The sequence below is a fragment of the uncultured Demequina sp. genome (genome assembly GCF_913055775.1).
Classification (GTDB): Bacteria; Actinomycetota; Actinomycetes; order Actinomycetales; family Demequinaceae; genus Demequina.
In genome coordinates this window covers 1-16,397 of sequence record NZ_CAJXJX010000059.1, presented here as the reverse complement: position 1 = coordinate 16,397, position 16,397 = coordinate 1, and the positions used below count along the sequence as shown (strand labels likewise).

18 protein-coding genes are annotated in these 16,397 nt (G+C 71.3%); 7 read left to right on the top strand and 11 right to left on the bottom strand.

The features are described from left to right. The first annotated feature begins 349 nt into the window (after positions 1–349). The gene (gene rmuC / locus QZ483_RS07575; RefSeq protein WP_297082562.1) at positions 350–1,654 is read left to right on the top strand and encodes a DNA recombination protein RmuC; all 1,305 of its coding nucleotides are present in this window, start codon (positions 350–352) and stop codon (positions 1,652–1,654) included. 197 nt (positions 1,655–1,851) lie between these two features. Here the strand turns inward: rmuC and QZ483_RS07570 are convergent, their stop codons facing one another. Further along, positions 1,852–2,820, bottom strand: coding sequence for a 4-hydroxy-3-methylbut-2-enyl diphosphate reductase (locus tag QZ483_RS07570; RefSeq protein ID WP_367117091.1), 969 nt, complete (start codon positions 2,818–2,820; stop codon positions 1,852–1,854). A gap of 31 nt (positions 2,821–2,851) precedes the next feature. Here QZ483_RS07570 and xseA point away from each other — a divergent pair, with 31 nt between their 5' ends. Next, complete coding sequence (xseA, locus tag QZ483_RS07565) at positions 2,852–4,147, top strand: exodeoxyribonuclease VII large subunit (protein WP_297082557.1); 1,296 nt, start codon at positions 2,852–2,854, stop codon at positions 4,145–4,147. A 25-nt stretch (positions 4,148–4,172) separates the two neighbouring features. Here xseA and QZ483_RS07560 read toward each other — a convergent pair whose 3' ends face one another. Beyond that, positions 4,173–4,613 carry a hypothetical protein gene (locus QZ483_RS07560; protein WP_297082555.1) on the bottom strand — a complete coding sequence of 147 codons (441 nt, stop codon included), beginning with the start codon at positions 4,611–4,613 and terminating at the stop codon, positions 4,173–4,175. A gap of 157 nt (positions 4,614–4,770) precedes the next feature. Then, entirely contained in the window at positions 4,771–5,211 is a 441-nt protein-coding gene (locus tag QZ483_RS07555) for a hypothetical protein (RefSeq protein WP_297082553.1), read from the bottom strand. A gap of 90 nt (positions 5,212–5,301) precedes the next feature. Here QZ483_RS07555 and QZ483_RS07550 point away from each other — a divergent pair, with 90 nt between their 5' ends. Further along, positions 5,302–5,562, top strand: coding sequence for an exodeoxyribonuclease VII small subunit (locus QZ483_RS07550; RefSeq protein ID WP_297082551.1), 261 nt, complete (start codon positions 5,302–5,304; stop codon positions 5,560–5,562). After that, a complete protein-coding gene (locus QZ483_RS07545) occupies positions 5,562–6,482 on the top strand; it encodes a carbohydrate kinase (RefSeq protein WP_297082548.1) in 921 nt (306 codons plus the stop codon). The genes QZ483_RS07550 and QZ483_RS07545 overlap by 1 nt, the downstream gene beginning before the upstream one ends. Before the next feature lie 11 nt (positions 6,483–6,493). On the opposite strand, the gene QZ483_RS07540 is transcribed toward QZ483_RS07545, so the two are convergent. Further along, entirely contained in the window at positions 6,494–6,847 is a 354-nt protein-coding gene (locus QZ483_RS07540) for a hypothetical protein (RefSeq protein WP_297082546.1), read from the bottom strand. 120 nt (positions 6,848–6,967) lie between these two features. Between QZ483_RS07540 and QZ483_RS07535 the strand changes: the two genes are divergently transcribed. Continuing rightward, entirely contained in the window at positions 6,968–8,380 is a 1,413-nt protein-coding gene (locus tag QZ483_RS07535) for an aspartate ammonia-lyase (RefSeq protein WP_297082544.1), read from the top strand. A 210-nt stretch (positions 8,381–8,590) separates the two neighbouring features. After that, a complete protein-coding gene (locus tag QZ483_RS07530) occupies positions 8,591–9,901 on the top strand; it encodes an NAD(P)/FAD-dependent oxidoreductase (protein WP_297082543.1) in 1,311 nt (436 codons plus the stop codon). Between the two features lie 36 nt (positions 9,902–9,937). On the opposite strand, the gene QZ483_RS07525 is transcribed toward QZ483_RS07530, so the two are convergent. From QZ483_RS07525 to QZ483_RS07515, 3 genes are all read right to left on the bottom strand, one after another. Further along, on the bottom strand, positions 9,938–10,483 hold the full coding sequence (locus tag QZ483_RS07525) for a hypothetical protein (RefSeq protein WP_297082540.1): 546 nt from the start codon (positions 10,481–10,483) through the stop codon (positions 9,938–9,940). A gap of 87 nt (positions 10,484–10,570) precedes the next feature. Continuing rightward, a complete protein-coding gene (locus QZ483_RS07520; RefSeq protein WP_297082537.1) occupies positions 10,571–10,876 on the bottom strand; it encodes a metal-sensitive transcriptional regulator in 306 nt (101 codons plus the stop codon). After that, positions 10,861–11,019: a hypothetical protein gene (locus tag QZ483_RS07515; protein ID WP_297082535.1), complete on the bottom strand. Its 159-nt coding sequence runs from the start codon at positions 11,017–11,019 to the stop codon at positions 10,861–10,863. The genes QZ483_RS07520 and QZ483_RS07515 overlap by 16 nt, the downstream gene beginning before the upstream one ends. Before the next feature lie 110 nt (positions 11,020–11,129). On the opposite strand from QZ483_RS07515, the gene QZ483_RS07510 reads away from it, so the two are divergent. After that, entirely contained in the window at positions 11,130–12,788 is a 1,659-nt protein-coding gene (locus QZ483_RS07510; RefSeq protein ID WP_297082533.1) for an FAD-dependent oxidoreductase, read from the top strand. 157 nt (positions 12,789–12,945) lie between these two features. Here QZ483_RS07510 and QZ483_RS07505 read toward each other — a convergent pair whose 3' ends face one another. From QZ483_RS07505 to QZ483_RS07490, 4 genes are all read right to left on the bottom strand, one after another. Next, entirely contained in the window at positions 12,946–13,449 is a 504-nt protein-coding gene (locus QZ483_RS07505; protein WP_297082531.1) for a hypothetical protein, read from the bottom strand. Between the two features lie 8 nt (positions 13,450–13,457). After that, positions 13,458–14,621, bottom strand: coding sequence for a ferrochelatase (locus QZ483_RS07500; RefSeq protein ID WP_297082565.1), 1,164 nt, complete (start codon positions 14,619–14,621; stop codon positions 13,458–13,460). Between the two features lie 38 nt (positions 14,622–14,659). Beyond that, positions 14,660–15,334, bottom strand: a complete 675-nt coding sequence (gene hemQ, locus QZ483_RS07495) for a hydrogen peroxide-dependent heme synthase (protein WP_297082529.1) — start codon at positions 15,332–15,334, stop codon at positions 14,660–14,662. Between the two features lie 59 nt (positions 15,335–15,393). Continuing rightward, positions 15,394–16,397, bottom strand: a 1,004-nt coding sequence (locus QZ483_RS07490; protein WP_297082527.1) for an NAD(P)/FAD-dependent oxidoreductase, incomplete at its 5' end; no start/stop codon positions are given.

Below are 16,397 nucleotides of genomic sequence, written 5' to 3'. Positions count from 1 at the left end.
TCCACGTCCCATGGTGCCGATCTTCATTCTTAGTTCCTCTCGCATCACGCGTCCATGGCACTTCCCGGGGTTCGGGCGACGCCATGGACGCGAAGGCTTACGGGGAGTTTCCCCGTAGGTGCCGTCCAGAGTACGGAACCTTCGGTAACGAACGTGTTTCAGAGCCTCATACGGGGAGAATTCGTGCCCAAACTGTGACCAATGCCACATGCATCCCTTCCCGTGAACGAGAACACGGCGCTTTCGTGCGTGCCGCACGGCGAGAATGCGGGCATCCGCCGCGGCTGTGAGGCGCGACACGCTTGCGCCCTCGCCCGTCGATGTCAGTGCCGCGCGCAACCATGTCGGCATGACGGAAGCCATCATCGCCATCGTGTCCGTGCTCGTGGGGGTCGCCGTGGGGTTCGTGCTCGCGGGCCGGCGCGGCGACGCCGGGGAGATCGCTCACGCGCGCGCCAGAACCGTCGCGCTCGAGGACCAGCTCGCGCGCGAGACCGCGGCGGCTCAGGAGCGCGAGCGGCGGATGCGCGAGGAGCACGATCGCTACGTCGCGCAGGTCCGCGGCGACCATGACCGCCTGGTCAGTCAGTTCAAGGCACTGAGCGCCGATGCGCTGGCGGCCAACCAGGAGAGCTTCCTTCGCGTGGCGAACGAGAGGCTCGCACGGGCACAGCAGGCGGGGCACGAGGACCTGGCGCGCCGCGAGGAGGCGGTGCGGCAGCTCGTCGAGCCGATGGCGAAGGCGCTCGAGCAGGTGCAGCGCCAGACTACTGAGGCGGACCGCGCCCGCGCCGCGAGTCAGGCCACGATGACCGAGCACGTGCGGCAGATGGTCGAGGCCTCCGCGAAGCTGGACCGCAAGACCTCCGACTTCATCAACACGCTGCGCCGGTCGGACGTCCGGGGCAACTGGGGCGAGGTCCAGTTGCGCCGCGTCGTCGAGCTCGCCGGCATGATGCCGCACGTCGACTTCGAGGAGCAGCAGACCGTCACGGACGGCGAGGGCCGCAACCTTCGGCCCGACATGACCGTCCGGCTCGCCGGGGGCCGCACGGTGGTGGTCGATTCCAAGGTCGCGCTCGCCGCGCTGCTGGAGGCCTTCGAGACCGAGGACGAGGCCGTCCGAGCGGAAAGGCTCGTGGCCCACGCTCGCCACGTCAAGCGGCACGTCGACGACCTGTCGGGCAAGCGCTACTGGGAGCAGTTCGATTCGGCGCCGGAGTTCGTCGTCATGTTCGTGCCGTCCGAGGCCTTCTACCAATCGGCCGTGGAGCAGGACCCGTCGCTCCAGGAGTACGCCTTCGGCAAGCGCGTAGTGATCGCCACCCCCACGACGCTGGTCGCGATGCTGCGCACCGTCGCCCACGCGTGGAAGGAGGAGGCGCTGGCCAAGAACGCCCAGGAGGTGCTCACGACCGGCAAGGAGCTCTACGACCGGCTCACCACGATGGGCGCGCACCTGGACCGCGTGGGCAAGGCGATCGCGAGCGCCGGCAAGGCGTACAACGACACCGTGGCCTCGCTCGAGTCGAGGGTCCTCGTCAGCGCGCGACGATTCGGCGACATGCAGCAGATCGACCCCGAGCTCGAGCAGCCGCGACGGGTGGAGTCGGAGGTGCGCGCTCTCGCGGCTCCCGAGCTCACCTCCGACTGAGCGCGCCACCTGGTCGCTGGCGACACTGGCCGACTCATGCCGCGCACGATCGGCCCACGAGCGACGCGGGCTCACTCATGGGATGCACCCGTGCCGCGCCGACCATCAGGCTCCATCAGGAGACACGTGCGGTCAGGAATCCACAGTGAGCCGCCACCAGGGCGCTCAGGTGGGTTGTCGTGGAGCGTCGGGCGGGGTCAGGCGTTGGCGCGGGCCTTCATGTCGGCGCGGATCTCGCGCGGCAGCGAGAACATGAGGTCCTCGGTCGCGGTCCGCACCTCCTCGACGGTCTCGTAGCCGCGGTCGGCGAGGAAGGCGATGACGTCCTTCACGAGAATCTCGGGAACGGAGGCGCCAGAGGTCAGACCCACGGTCTCGACGCCGTCGAACCACGATTCGTCGATCTCGCGCGCGCGGTCGACGCGGTACGACGTCCTGGCGCCGGCCTGGAGCGCGACCTCGACCAGGCGCACCGAGTTGGAGGAGTTCGCGGAGCCCACCACGATCACGAGATCGCACTCCGGGGCGAGCTTCTTGACCGCGACCTGGCGGTTCTGCGTGGCGTAGCAGATGTCGTCGCTCGGAGGGTCCTGCAGGTGGGGGAACCGCTCGCGCAGGCGGCGCACGGTCTCCATGGTCTCGTCGACGGACAGCGTGGTCTGCGACAGCCACACGACGTTGTCGGGATCGGCAACCTCAATCGTGTCCGCCTCCTCGGGCGAGTTCACGACGATGGTGTGCTCGGGCGCCTCGCCGGCGGTGCCCTCGACCTCCTCGTGCCCGTCGTGACCGATCAGGAGAATCGTCTGCTCCGACTTGGCGAAGCGCACGGCCTCCTTGTGCACCTTGGTGACCAGCGGGCACGTGGCGTCGATCGTCAGCAGGTTGCGCGCATCGGCGCTCTCGCGCACGGCGGGCGACACTCCGTGCGCGGAGAACACCACGCGAGCGCCCTCGGGCACCTCGTCGGTCTCCTCGACGAAGATCGCACCGCGCTCCGACAGCGTCTCGACCACGTATTTGTTGTGCACGATCTCCTTGCGCACATAGATCGGGGCGCCGTGCAGTTCGAGGGCCTTCTCGACGGCGATGACCGCGCGGTCCACGCCCGCGCAGTAGCCGCGGGGCGCGGCGAGCAGCACGCGCTTGGCGGGGGTGTCAGGCATGTTCTCCATCCTACGTGGCACGCTAGGGGGCGTGATCGACGGCTCGTCCACTCCAGACAACGCCCCGGCGGGCGCCGATGCTTCCCCGGGTGCGCCAGCGCCGCTCGCCGCGACCGCGGCGGAGACCACCGCCGAGCGCCCGTGGCCCGTGAGCCACCTGACCGGGAAGATCGGCGCGTACGTCCATCGCATGGGACCGGTGTGGGTAGAGGGACAGGTGCTGCGGCCCTCGCGGTGGAAGAACCTCGTGTTCTTCGACCTCCGCGATGCCACCGAGAACACCACCTTGGGCGTGTCCGCCCAGGCCCCGGTCCTGGACGCGATGGGCGCGGAGCTGGACGATGGCTCGCGGGTCGTGGTCCATGCCCGACCGCGCTGGTGGCCGCGCGGAGGGCAGCTCAAGCTCGACGCCGACCAGATCCGGCACGCCGGCGTGGGCGACCTGCTGGCACGCATCGAGGCGCTCAAGGAGGCGCTGGCCGCCGAGGGGCTGTTCGACGCCGAGCGCAAGCGCCCCCTCCCCTTCATTCCGCACACCGTGGGCCTGGTGTGCGCGACCCAGGGCGACGCCGAGCACGACGTGGTGGTCAACGCGACGCGCCGGTGGCCGTCCGTGCGCTTCGAGATCCGGCGAGTGTCCGTCCAGGGCGCGCACGCTGTGCGCGAGGTCACGGCGGCGATGCGAGAGCTCGATGACGCCGCCGACGTCGACGTCATCGTCATCGCCCGCGGGGGCGGATCCTTCGAGGACCTGATCGCGTTCAGCGACGAGTCTCTCGTGCGCGCCGCTGCCGCCTGCCGGACTCCGGTGGTGAGCGCGATCGGGCACGAGAAGGACTCCCCCGTGCTCGACCTGGTGGCGGACTACCGAGCGAGCACGCCTACGGACGCCGGCAAGCGCATCGTCCCGGATGCAGCGGTCGAGAACGCGGGACTCGCCCAGGCCCGCCGCGACATGCGGACGGCAGTTGAGGCGCTTCTCGACCGCGAGGCGCGCGGGCTCGAGCAGTTCCTGTCGCGCCCCGTGCTGGCGCATCCGCGGCGCATGCTCGACCCACACGAGGATGCCCTCGGCCGGCTCCGTGAGGCCGCCGGCCGCGCGCTCGTGAGCGTGCTCAGCACGGCCGATGCGGCGACGCGCGAGCTGAGTGCGACGCTTCGTGCACTGAGCCCCCAGGGCACCCTCGACCGCGGCTACGCGATCGTGCGTGACGCGCGTGGCGCCGTGGTGCGAGACGCGGCGGACGCCACGGTCGATGACGCGCTCGCGATCCGACTCGCCTCCGGCACGATCGCAGCCCGGGTCACGGAGGTCGACCCGGCCTAGCCGCGCCGTGTCAGTGGCGTCGCGATCAGTGACGTCGCGACGACCGCCGCCGGCTCGTCACGCTCGACGGCGCTGTCCGCTGCGCGAGCCGGGCCCGCGCCGCGCCCGCAGGTCCCTGACGGAACGGCCGGGCCAGGTGTGCGAGGACCGACGTCGGCACGGCGGGGTTGTAGATCAGCGCGTAGACCACCTCTCGAGACTTGTCATCGGCGAGCTCGACGAGGATCTCCTCGGGCATGTCGGGCCGCGAGTTGCGCGCCACGCTCGCCCGCACCTCGGGCGACGAATCGCGCGCGAGCTTGAGCATGGTGATCACGGAGACGTCGTGCCGCTCAGCGACGGCGGCGCGCACCTGGTCGCTCGCCGCGTGCGAGAGCTCGGCGACCTCGTGCTCGGTCAGGCTCGGGTCGAGGGCACGTTCCGGCGTCATCAGCGCAGGGACGGCCTCGGTGCGGTGGTCCAGCATGGCTCATCACCTCATCGTGAAGAAGGACCGTGGTGTGGCGCGACGGCGAGCAGCATGCCCGCTGTCGGGAGGGACGGATCCCGCGGCCGTCCAGCGCGAGCGTGTCGAGCGCTCGAGCGCGGCACCCCTCAGTGAGGCCGCGGGATCCGCTCCCGGCTCAGTGGCTCGCGGCGATGCCGAAGCGGCCCAGGACCCGAGCGGCCCCGCCCTTCGACGACAGCCGCGCGCGAGCGGCGACGGCGTACTCCTTGTGAATCTGTCGGGCGAGCTTGCCGATGATCGCGTCCGAGACCTGCGGGTTCTCAATCAGGGCGTAGACCACCTCGGGCGACTTGTCCCCGGCGAGCTCGCGGTGCAGGTCCTCCGGGATGTCCACGCGAGGGTTGCGCGCCACGCCGGCGCGCACCACGGGCGAGACGTCGTGCGCGAGCTTGAGCAGGGTCGTCAGGGGCATCGCGGGGCGCTCGGCGACCGCCGCGCGGACCTTGGCCTCCTCCGAGCGTGCGAGGGTCGCGAGCTCGTGGTCGTTGAGGTTCGGATCGAGGGCCTTCTCGACGCTCGCGAGCGCCGTCTGGCGGGAGTAGTTCTCACTGAACATTTCTCATCACTCCATTGTGAAGATGGTTCATGCACTGGTACTGCATGAGAGTGCCGTACCCAGGGGCTATGACGCGATAGCGTGTGGCATATGTCTCAGCGCACGGACGTCTCCGACCTCACCTACGAGCAGGCCCGCGACGAGCTCATCGCGATCGTCGCAAAGCTCGAGGCGGGATCGGCCACGCTCGACGAGTCGCTCGGGCTGTGGGAGCGCGGCGAAGCGCTCGCCGCACGCTGCCAGGAGCTGCTTGACGGCGCTCGCGACCGGATCACCGAGACGCGCGGCGAGGATGCGGACGACGTCGCCGACGCGGGCGTGGTCGGCGTCGTCGTCGAGGAGAACGAGTGATGGGCACCGCGCTGGTGATCGGCGAGGCGCTGGTCGACGTCGTGCGCCGCACGGACGGCACGGTCGACTCCCATCCGGGCGGCTCCCCCGCGAACGTCGCGATCGGGCTCGCCCGGCTGGGGCGTGACGTTGAGCTCCTGACGTGGCTGGGGGCCGATGCGCACGGGTCAGCCGTACGCGCACACCTCGAGGCATCGGGAGTGAGGCTGGCTCCCGGTTCAGAATCCGCGCCGCGCACGTCCGTCGCCACGGCGACCCTCGACGCGACCGGAGCGGCGACATACGACTTCGACCTCACGTGGGAGGTCGCGGGCGACGCCGCCCCGACCACCGAGCCCGTGGTGGTTCACACCGGATCGATCGCTGCAGTCATCGAGCCGGGCGGCGCCGACGTCGCGCGACTGCTCGAGGCCGCACGCGCTCACGCGACCGTGACGTACGACCCCAACGCCAGGCCCGCGCTCATGGGCGATCCCGAGCACGCGCGCGCGATCGTCGAGGGCATCGTCGCCACCGCTGACGTCGTGAAGGTCTCCGACGAGGACATCTCGTGGCTGACCGGCGGCGCGGACGTCGACGCCATCGCCCGCGGCTGGGCGGGCACCGGGCCGGCGCTCGTCGTGGTCACGCGCGGCGGAGACGGCGCCACGGCCTTCGTCGCCGACGGTCGCGAGATCTCCGTTCCGGCGCCGAGCGTCGAGGTCGCGGACACCGTGGGAGCGGGCGACTCGTTCATGGGCGGCCTGATCGACGGGCTCTGGGGGGCGGACCTGCTCGGCGCGTCGCGCCGCGAGGCGCTGCACGCTGTCGACGACGCCACGGTGACGGCCGTGCTCGAACGGTGCGCGCGCATCGGCGCCATCACCGTCTCCCGCCCCGGCGCGAACCCGCCGTCGAGCGCGGAACTGGGCGAGGGCTGAGCCCCGATCCCTCAGGCGGTCCGCGCGAGACCGGCGGTCTCGTAGATCGAGACCGGCACGTTCATGTTCGCGCGAACGGCATCCCTGACGCGCGGATCGGGGTCGATCGCGAGGCGGCGCATGGTCGCGACGGACACGGCGACGCCGGGATTCGCGGCGACCGCGGCGCGCACGTCAGGGTGCGCGTCGGTCGACAGGTGGATGAGCACGCCGATGGGCGTGTCGTGGGCGGCGGCGAGCGTGGCGCGGACCGCGCTGTTGCGCGAGCCGGCGAGTTGAACTGCTCGCTCGTGAGTCGGGTGGTCCAGGATCTCGCGCAGCTCGCGGCGCGACTGCGGGGTCCAGGGCTTGCGCACGGGGTGCATCGCGGCCGTCTCCTCTCGCTCGACATCGGGCGCTCGACCTCATGAGAGGGGCGGGAACCGAGGCGATGACGCGATATCAGCAAGATTCTGACCGGCCCCGATTCCTGCCACAATGTCCGCATGACTTCGCCGAGCAATGACGCCGCCCCCGAGTTCCGCATCGAGCACGACACCATGGGAGAGGTCCGCGTGCCCGCGCAGGCCCTGTACCGCGCGCAGACCCAGCGCGCCGTCGAGAACTTCCCGATCTCCGGTATCACGCTGGAGCGCCGCCACATCGAGGCCCTCGCCCGAGTCAAGAAGGCCGCCGCCCGCGCGAACGCGGAGCTGGGCGTCCTCGACCCGGGCATCGCCGATGCGATCGTCGCCGCCGCGGACCAGGTCGCGGCGGGCGAGCACGACGAGCACTTCCCCGTGGACGTGTTCCAGACCGGCTCCGGCACCAGCTCGAACATGAACACCAACGAGGTTCTCGCGACGCTCGCGACCCGCGCGCTGGGCTCGGACGTTCACCCCAACGACCACGTCAACTGCTCGCAGTCCAGCAACGACGTGTTCCCCACCTCCGTGCACGTCGCCGCGACGTCCACCCTGGTCAACGACCTGATCCCCCAGCTGGACCGGCTCGCGCAGTCGCTCGAGGCGAAGGCCACCGAGTTCGCCGAGGTCTACAAGTCCGGCCGCACGCACCTCATGGACGCGACGCCGGTGACGCTCGGACAGGAGTTCGGCGGCTACGCCGCGGCGATCCGCTACGGCATCGAGCGCCTCCAGGCCGCGCTCCCCCGCGTGGCCGAGGTCCCGCTGGGCGGCACCGCGGTGGGCACCGGCATCAACACGCCCGCAGGCTTCCCGCAGCGCGTGATCGAGCTGCTCGCGGAGGACACCGGACTTCCCATCACCGAGGCCCGCGACCACTTCGAGGCGCAGTCCTCGCGCGACGGGCTGGTCGAGGTCTCGGGCGCGCTCAAGACCATCGCGGTGTCGCTCACCAAGATCTGCAACGACCTGCGCTGGATGGGCTCGGGCCCCAACACCGGCCTGGGCGAGATCGCTCTGCCCGACCTGCAGCCGGGTTCGAGCATCATGCCGGGCAAGGTCAACCCCGTCATTCCCGAGGCGACGCTGATGGTGTGCGCGCGGGTGATCGGCAACGACGCTACCGTCGCCGTGGCCGGCGCGTCCGGGTCCTTCGAGCTCAACGTGCAGATCCCGGTCATGGCGCTGGGCGTGCTCGAGTCGATGCGGCTGCTCGGCAACGCGTCGCAGGTGCTCGCGGAGAGGACCGTCGACGGCATCACCGCGAACGTCGAGCGCGCGCGCTTCCTCGCCGAGGCGTCGCCGTCGATCGTCACGCCGCTGAACCGCGTCATCGGCTACGAGAACGCCGCGAAGATCGCCAAGCACGCCGTGAAGCAGGGCCTCACGGTCCGCGAGGCGACCATCGACCTGGGCTTCGTCGAGCGCGGCGAGATCTCCGAGGAGCAGCTCGACGCGCTGCTCGACGTGACCACGATGGTGGGCGACCGCTAGGCGCGACCCAGCCCGCGCATCGGCCCTCCCCATGCGAGCGAGATGGGCACTTTTCGCTTGTCTAAGCGCTGAGGCGCGCGGTTCGGGCCCACTTCGCTCGGAGAACGGGGCGACCGGTAGGCTGGCACGCATCGCAGCGGCGCGCCCACCTTTCCCTTCCCCGGAACAGTGCGCCGCCCTGATCGGTTGCACCATCAGGAGGCTCTCCCCATGACCACACGCGTAGTGATTCTTGGCGGCGGCTACGTGGGCCTGTACACCGCGCTGACACTCGTGAAGAAGGCCGGCAACCAGGTCGACATCACCGTGGTCGACCGCCGTCCGTACATGACCTACCAGCCCTTCCTCCCGGAGGCTGCGGCAGGGTCCATCGAGGCTCGCCACGTGGTGGTGCCGCTGCGTCGCGAGCTCAAGGGCGTGCGGCTCGTGCAGGGCAAAGTCACCCAGGTCGAGCACGAGCACCGGCGCGTCACCGTCGAGACCGACTTCGACGGGGACCGTGTGCTCGAGTACGACGAGGTCGTCATTGCGCTCGGCGCGGTCCCGCGCACGCTGCCCATCCCTGGCCTCGCCGAGATGGGCATGGGCTTCAAGTGGGTCGAGGAGGCCATCGGCCTGCGCAACATGGTGCTCGGACGCATCGCCCGAGCCTCGACCACGGACGACCCGCACGTGCGGCGGCGCCTCCTCACGTTCGTGTTCGTGGGAGGAGGCTTCGCCGGGATCGAGGCGTTCGCCGAGGTCGAGGACATGGCCCGCGCGGCCCTGCGTCACTACCCGGAGTTGAGCCCCGCGGACCTGCGCTTCGTCATGGTCGAGGCTGCCACGAGGATTCTGCCGGAGATGGGCGACGAGATGGGCGGCTACACGCTCGAGGTGCTGCGCAAGCGTGGCATGGAGATCTACCTCGCGACCCGCCTCGAGTCGTGCGTGGACGGCAGGATCAAGCTGTCCGATGGCCAGGAGTTCGACGCGGACACCGTCGTGTGGACGGCGGGCGTGAAGCCCAACCCGGTGATCGCGTCCTCGGACCTGCCACAGGGCCCGCGCGGTCACGTCAACGCGCTGCCCACCCTGCAGGTCGCGACCGAGGACGGTGAGGTGGTGCCCGGCGCGTGGGCCGCGGGCGACTGCGCGCAGATCCCCGACCTCGCGAAGGGCGAGGGAGCGTGGTGCGCGCCATCGGCCCAGCACGCGGTCAGGCAGGCGCGGCTGCTGGGCGCGAATCTCGCGCACCACCTGGGCGGCCGAGCCGTGAAGGAGTACCGCCACGAGCACCTCGGCACCGTGGCCTCGCTGGGGCTGAACAAGGGGGTCGCGCAGATCATGGGCGTCAAGCTGCGCGGCTGGCCCGCGTGGTTCATGCACCGGACCTATCACATGGCCCAGATTCCCAGCTTCAACCGCAAGGCGCGGGTGGTCATGGACTGGACCACGGCGCTTTTCTTCCGCCGCGACCTCGTGTCGATGGGGCGGCTCCACGAACCGCGCGAAGCCTTCAAGGAGGCCTCGGAGAGCTAGCCTCTCCGCTTCCGGAGGGCCGATGCGCGGGCCACGTCAGGCGATCGCGGCGGCACCGATGAGGTGCTCGGCCAGGCAGGCCGCGTACGCGGCCGTGGCGCGCTCGTCCAGGGCGACGTGGTCCAGTTCAGCGGACTCCATGCGCACGATCGACACGCCGAGCGTGGCGTCGTGGCGCACGCGGGTGTCGACGCGCGGACCCCGCGGGCCCTCGGGACGCGCGCCGCGCAGGGCCGCGATCGTGTCCTGGGCGGAGAGGTCGGAGACGAACCACCGCACCCGCCCCGTGGCGAGCACCGGCCCGCGCTCGTCCGCGCCGTCGAAGCGGATCTGGTCCACGCAGGGCGCGTGGTCGCCGTCCTCGGGCCAGTTCGCCACGACCTGGCGGAAGGCGTGAGCGCACATCGATGCCTCGGGGCCGTCTCCCACCGTCACGGCGGAGCCGGAGTGGGTGTCGAGCGCCACCGTGAGGTGGGGCACCGAGGCCGCGAGCGCGGCGATGTGCGACAGCGTCGAGACGGGAACGGACACGGGCGCCTCCGGCAGCTCGGGACGGACCGCAGTGGTCCGGGGGTCGAGCACTACCGTAGGCGGGCCCGCGCGATTATGCAATATGCGCGTTGCGAAATTTTCGCCGCGGTCGCCCACGGCCGCCCGTCGGCGCGGCGGTCACGCGAGCGACAGGAAGACCTTCTCGAGCTTCTGGATCGCCTCCGCGCGCTGCTCTTCGTCCGGCGAGTCCATGCACTCGCGCAGCCCCGAGGAGATGAGCGTGTAGCCGGCGCGGTCCAGCGCCTTGGTGACGGCCGCGAGCTGCATCACGGTGGGCTCGCACTCGCGGCCCTCCTCGACCATGCGGATCACCGCGTCGAGCTGTCCTCGCGCGCGCTTGAGACGGTTCGCCACCGCCCGGGTCGATTCGGCATCAGCCACGATCACTCCTCCCTGAGGCGCCGCGATCAGCGGCGCAGCCACGGGAAGATGCTACGCCCTGCCGACTCCTCGTGGCCGTCGCACCACTGGCCGGCGGGAACCTGAGCCTTGACGGAGCCGACGTGCTGGCCGCAGCCGGTCCAGGTGGTCTTGCCGCACTGGCGGCAGGTGATGGGTGAGCACATGAGGCGGTCCCTTTCTGCTGGGGTGTCATGATGAGGTGTTGCGACCACCATACCCCCGGGGGTATCCTGGTGCAAGTCCCAGCCTCTGATACCTCAGCTCAGGAGAACCCATGAAGATCGTCATCGTCGGCGCTGTCGCGGCCGGCATGTCCGCCGCCACCCGCCTGCGTCGCCTGGATGAGGACGCCCAGATCGTCGTGCTCGAGGCAGGCGACCACGTGTCCTTCGCCAACTGCGGTCTGCCCTACTACGTGGGCGGCGTCATCGAGGAGCGCGAGGCGCTGCTGCTGCAGACCCCCGAGTCGCTGCACGCGCGCTTCGATCTCGACGTGCGGGCCCGCTCGCGTGTGACCGATGTCGACGCGACCGGTCGTACGGTGACCGTCGCCGGTCCCGACGGCGAGTACCTCGAGTCGTACGACCACCTGGTCCTCTCCCCCGGCGCACGGCCCATCGTCCCCGACGTGCCCGGCGCGGACCGCGCGCTCGTGCTCCGCGATGTCGCCGATGTCGACCGCATGGCCAGCGCCGTCGAGGACGCCACCTCCGCCGTCGTCATCGGCGCGGGCTTCGTGGGCCTCGAAGTCGCCGAGAACCTCGCGCACCGCGGACTGGCCGTGACGGTCGTCGAACTCGCGCCGCAGGTCCTGTCCGCGTTGGATGCCGAGCTGGCGATCAGGATCCAGGATCGCCTCGAGGCCAACGGCGTGCGCGTGGTCACCGGAGCGCAGGTCACCGCGATCGGTGCGGCGGATGCGACCGTGTCCGGCCCGCACGGCGACGAGACGGTGGCGGCTGATCTGGTGGTGGCGTCCATCGGCGTCACCCCCGACTCCACGCTGGCCGTCGCCGCGGGGGCCGCGACGGGCCCGCGCGGCGCGATTCTCGTGGACGACGACCACCGCACCTCGGTGCCCGGCATCTACGCCGTGGGTGACGCCGCCGCGAAGTCGGACGCCCTGGGCGACGACCCGACCCTGATCCCCCTCGCGAACCTCGCGAACCGCCACGGCCGCCGGGTGGCGGACGTCATCGCCGGCCGTCCGGGCCGCGGGCGCGGCAGCCTCGGCACCGCGGTGGTGGGCGTGTTCGGCCTCACCGCCGCCGTCACCGGCCGCACCGAGCGCCGGCTCCGGGCGGAGGGTCGCGACTACCGCGCGATCCACACCCACCCCATGGATCACGCGGGCTACTACCCGGGCGCCGCGCAGATGGCGCTCAAGCTGCTCGTCGATCCCGCCACGAACCTGATCCTGGGCGCCCAGGGCATCGGCGAGAGCGGCGTGGACAAGCGCATCGACGTGATCGCCACGGCGATCGCCGGTGGCATCACCGCGTCGGAGCTCGCTGACCTCGAGCTCGCGTACGCCCCCGCGTACGGCTCCGCGAAGGACCCCGTCAACATGCTGGGCTACGTCGCGGAGAACCTCGCGACCGGAGAGACCCCTTCCGCGCAGTGGCACGAGCTCGCGCAGGGCGGCGAACAGCCGTTCGTGCTCGACGTCCGCTCCGCCGGGGAGCACGCTCGCGGGACCGTCGAGGTGCCGTGGCAGGCGCCCGTGGTGATCCCCGTCGACGACCTACGCGCGCGGCACGGTGAACTGCCGCGCGACGCCCGCATCGTGGTGCACTGCCAGGTGGGTCAGCGCGGCCACACCGCGACCCGGCTGCTGCGCCAGCTCGGCTACGACGCCGTCAACCTCGACGGCGGCTGGCTGACGTGGCGCGATGGCGTCCGGACCCTCCAGCCCGCGACCGCATCGGCGTAACCCGGCCACAGCATCGGCCCTCCGTACCGGTTCTGCACACACCTGGGACACCTGGGACTCGTGCGACGCCTGAGGCTTCACACGGGCCCCAGCAGTCACTCGAGCACCAGCCGCGTGCAGAACCGGTGCGAGCGACGCGCGCACCCGGCGCCGGAGCTCAGTCGCGCGGGCGGGCGTGCAGGATCGAGCCGACCACTCCGATCCCCACGAGCAGCGCGATCTTGACTCCCTCGAGCGCCGCGTAGACCACGTGGAGCGGGCTGTCGCCCGTGTCCTCACCGGCGATCGCGGCGACCGTCCGGTCGTGCAGCGGCGGGTAGACGCCCAGCTTCTGGACCGCGAGCACCGCCACGGGCGCGGCGAGCACCCACAGGAGCCGCGACCGCCGCGCGTTCCACAGCCCCACGACCCAGACGGCCGCAAGAGCCCACTCGGCGTAGCCGGTCCAGGTGAATTGCGCGACGCCCACCTGGAGCAGGTCCTCGCGCGGCACATCCGTGGTGAACTTCGAGCCGGCGGCGATCACGTTGCCCGCGATCGCAATCCCCGCCCACAGCATCGCCAACGCGGGGCCGAGCAGCCCGATCACGCCCGGAAGGGAGCGACCGGCCAGCCGCGAGCGCAATCCCAGGCGGGTGGCCGAGACCGGCTCGTCGGTCACGGCACTTCTCAGTCGGCCGCGGCGATGGTTGGCTTGGCGGCGCGACCCAGGCAGCAGTCCGTGGGGCAGACGTCCTGCCACGGGCCCAGTTCCGTCAGCGCCGCGCGCTCCCGGGGCGCGTCTCCGGCCGCCGCGACGTGCCGCTCCTCGACCAGGTCGATCAGCCCGGACACGAACGCCGGGTCCACGCCCACGGTGGGCACGCGGACCATGGTGAGCCCGCGCTCCTCGCACGTCTCGAGCGCCTCGTTGTCGAGGTCCCACGCGACCTCCATGTGGTCGGACACGAAGCCGATGGGCGACACCACGAGCCCGGTCGTGTCCTCGGGAAGCGCCTCGATCGCGAGGTTGATGTCGGGCTCGAGCCACGGCACGGACGGGTCGCCCGAGCGGGACTGGAACACGAGCGACCACGGCACCTCGGGGAACTCGTCCGCGATGCGGTCCATCACCAGCGCGGACACGGCCCGCTGCTGCGCGACGTACCAGCCGCCGCCGGCGTACCACTCCTCGCCCGGGTCGGTGGGCACCGGCTCGCCCGAGGGCAGCGCCTCGCGCGGCCCGGAGACGTTCGCCGCGGCCGAGGGGATCGAGTGCGTCGCGAACATCACGTGCGGAGCCGCATCGTTTCCGGAGGCGACCAGGGCGCGCAGGCCCTCGCGCACCGCCGTGACGTTGGGCTCCACGAAGCCGGGGTGGTCGAAGTACTGGCGAACCTTGTCGAGCACGATCTCGCCCTCGAGCCCGGTCCGCTCCAGCGCCGCCGCGAGATCCTCGCGGTACGCCCGGCACCCGGAGTACGACGAGAACGCGGTGGTCACCAGCACCAGCACACGGCGGTGCCCGTCCGCGTGCAGCTCCGTGAGCGCATCGTCGAAGTACGGCTCCCAGAAGCGGTTGCCCCAGTACACCGGCAGGCCCAGGCCGCGGGAACCGATCTCCGCCTCGAGCGCGGCCTTCAGCTCACGATTCTGCTGGTTGATGGGGCTCACGCCGCCAAAGTGGCGGTAGTGGTGCGAGACCTCTTCGAGCCGCTCATCCGGCACGCCGCGGCCGGCGGTCACGTTGCGGAGGTACGGGATGACGTCGTCCTGACCCTCGGGGCCGCCGAAGCCGGCCAGGAGGATGCAGTCGTAGGTGGCGGGCGCCTGCGTGCGGGCCGATGCGGCCAGCGGCCGGGGCGCGTCCGTCGCCTGAGCAGTGGGCTGGCTCACGACGCGAGCACCTCCACGGCCTCGGCGGTCTCGACGCGGCGGCCGGTGTAGAAGGGCAGCTCTTCGCGGACGTGACGGCGGGCCTCGGTGTAGCGCAGCTCGCGCATCATGTCGACCAGGTCCGTGACGTCGTCGGCCTCCATGGGCAGCAGCCACTCGTAGTCACCCAGCGCGAAGGCCGCGACGGTGTTCGCCACGACGCCCTTGAAGGCGGCGCCCTTGATGCCGTGCTCGCGGAGCATCTGCGAGCGTTCGGCATCGTCCAGCAGGTACCAGTCGTACGACCGCACGAACGGGTACACCGTGAGCCAGTCGCGGGCGCGCTCGCCGCGCAGGAAGCCGGGCACGTGCGCCTTGTTGAACTCCGCGGCGCGGTGGACGCCGGCCGCGGACCAGGTCAGCGTGGTGTCGGCGAGCAGCTCGGTGGCACGCAGCTCGCGCAGCGCCAGCTGCAGGTCTGCGAGGTCAGGGCCGTGCAGCCACAGCATCACGGTGCCGTCGGCGCGCAGCCCGGACACGTCGTAGATGCCGCGCAGCGTGACGTCGTGCTCGGCAAGCTCCTCGACCGCCTGGTCGAAGTGCTCGACGATGTCGGGCAGGTCCTCGTCGGGAGCATCCAGCATTCCATCGAGGACAGAGAACAGGGTGAAGCCTTCGGGCTGATCCGTCATGGGTCCATTTTCATACGACCAGAGGGCCGATGCGAAATCTGGATGCTCGCGAGTCCTCGTCAGGCGCCGAGCGTCGACCGCGCATCGGCTGCAGCGATCGCCGCGATGCCGCTGAGCCCGGCGGCCGAGCCCACCAGGTGCAGCCCCGGCACCGGCTCGCGGTCCTCGACCCTCGCGGGCGCGGAATCGTGCCACTGGACCCGCTCGATGTCGCGCAGCTGGCTCTCCTCGAGAGGAACGCCCAGCAGGTGCGCGGCGTCCTCGAGCGCGTGCGGTCGCGCGTCGCGGGCGTTGTCGATGCCGTAGGACAGCCGCACGATGTGGTGACCGTGCGCCTCACGCGCGAGCCAGGCCCACTTGGCCGTGGCGTGGGTGAGCGCCTTGGCTCCGGACCCGTTGCCGACGGCGAGCACCCCGGTGCCGCGAGGCGCCGCGTCGAGCTCGGGCGACTCGAGCGCGAGCGTCACCAGCGCCACGTGGCGCGCCTGGGCCCGTGCAACGTCAGGCACGAGAGCGGCGACGATGGGCCGAGGCACCGCGAGCACCACCGCATCGGCGCGATGCGCGGTGCCCTCGGACCACACCTTCCACTCATGGCCGGCGCGCTCGACGGCGCCCACGGGAGCCTCGGTGACGATGGTCGCTCCGGCAGCCCGCGCATCGGCCACCAGGGCCTCCGTGAGTGTCGCGATCCCCCCGTCGATGCCCAGCACCGCGGCACCGGCGGGAGCCGCGGCGCGGCGCGCGGTCGCGGTGCGCACCAGAGACCCGGATCGCGCGACCTCGTCGCCGAGCCCTGGCGCGATGTCGCCGAGCGTGATGTCCTCGAGCGGCCGCGAGTAGATGCCCTGCACCACGGGCGCGACGAGGCGATCGGTCGCGGCATCGCCCAAGCGGTGCCGGGCGAGCTCCCCCAGGCTGGTGCTGTCATCGACGCCGTGCACGGGCATGAAGCGGTCCGCGAGCGCGCGCAGCGCGCCGGCCCAGCCGATGGCCCGGGCCACCTCGCGCGACAGCGACACCGTGGGCACGCCCAGCCAGCCGGTGCGCGGCAGCGGGTAGG

Bases quoted from the DNA above. Each gene is read 5' to 3' on its own strand.
- QZ483_RS07510 (WP_297082533.1), top strand. From the start codon at position 11,130: ATGAAGATCGTCATCGTCGGCGCTGTCGCGGCCGGCATGTCCGCCGCC.
- QZ483_RS07545 (WP_297082548.1), top strand. From the start codon at position 5,562: ATGGGCACCGCGCTGGTGATCGGCGAGGCGCTGGTCGACGTCGTGCGC.
- QZ483_RS07570 (WP_367117091.1), bottom strand. From the start codon at position 2,820: ATGCCTGACACCCCCGCCAAGCGCGTGCTGCTCGCCGCGCCCCGCGGC.
- QZ483_RS07515 (WP_297082535.1), bottom strand. From the start codon at position 11,019: ATGTGCTCACCCATCACCTGCCGCCAGTGCGGCAAGACCACCTGGACC.
- hemQ (WP_297082529.1), bottom strand. From the start codon at position 15,334: ATGACGGATCAGCCCGAAGGCTTCACCCTGTTCTCTGTCCTCGATGGA.
- rmuC (WP_297082562.1), top strand. From the start codon at position 350: ATGACGGAAGCCATCATCGCCATCGTGTCCGTGCTCGTGGGGGTCGCC.
- QZ483_RS07540 (WP_297082546.1), bottom strand. From the start codon at position 6,847: ATGCACCCCGTGCGCAAGCCCTGGACCCCGCAGTCGCGCCGCGAGCTG.
- QZ483_RS07535 (WP_297082544.1), top strand. From the start codon at position 6,968: ATGACTTCGCCGAGCAATGACGCCGCCCCCGAGTTCCGCATCGAGCAC.
- QZ483_RS07555 (WP_297082553.1), bottom strand. From the start codon at position 5,211: ATGTTCAGTGAGAACTACTCCCGCCAGACGGCGCTCGCGAGCGTCGAG.
- QZ483_RS07560 (WP_297082555.1), bottom strand. From the start codon at position 4,613: ATGCTGGACCACCGCACCGAGGCCGTCCCTGCGCTGATGACGCCGGAA.
- QZ483_RS07550 (WP_297082551.1), top strand. From the start codon at position 5,302: ATGTCTCAGCGCACGGACGTCTCCGACCTCACCTACGAGCAGGCCCGC.
- QZ483_RS07530 (WP_297082543.1), top strand. From the start codon at position 8,591: ATGACCACACGCGTAGTGATTCTTGGCGGCGGCTACGTGGGCCTGTAC.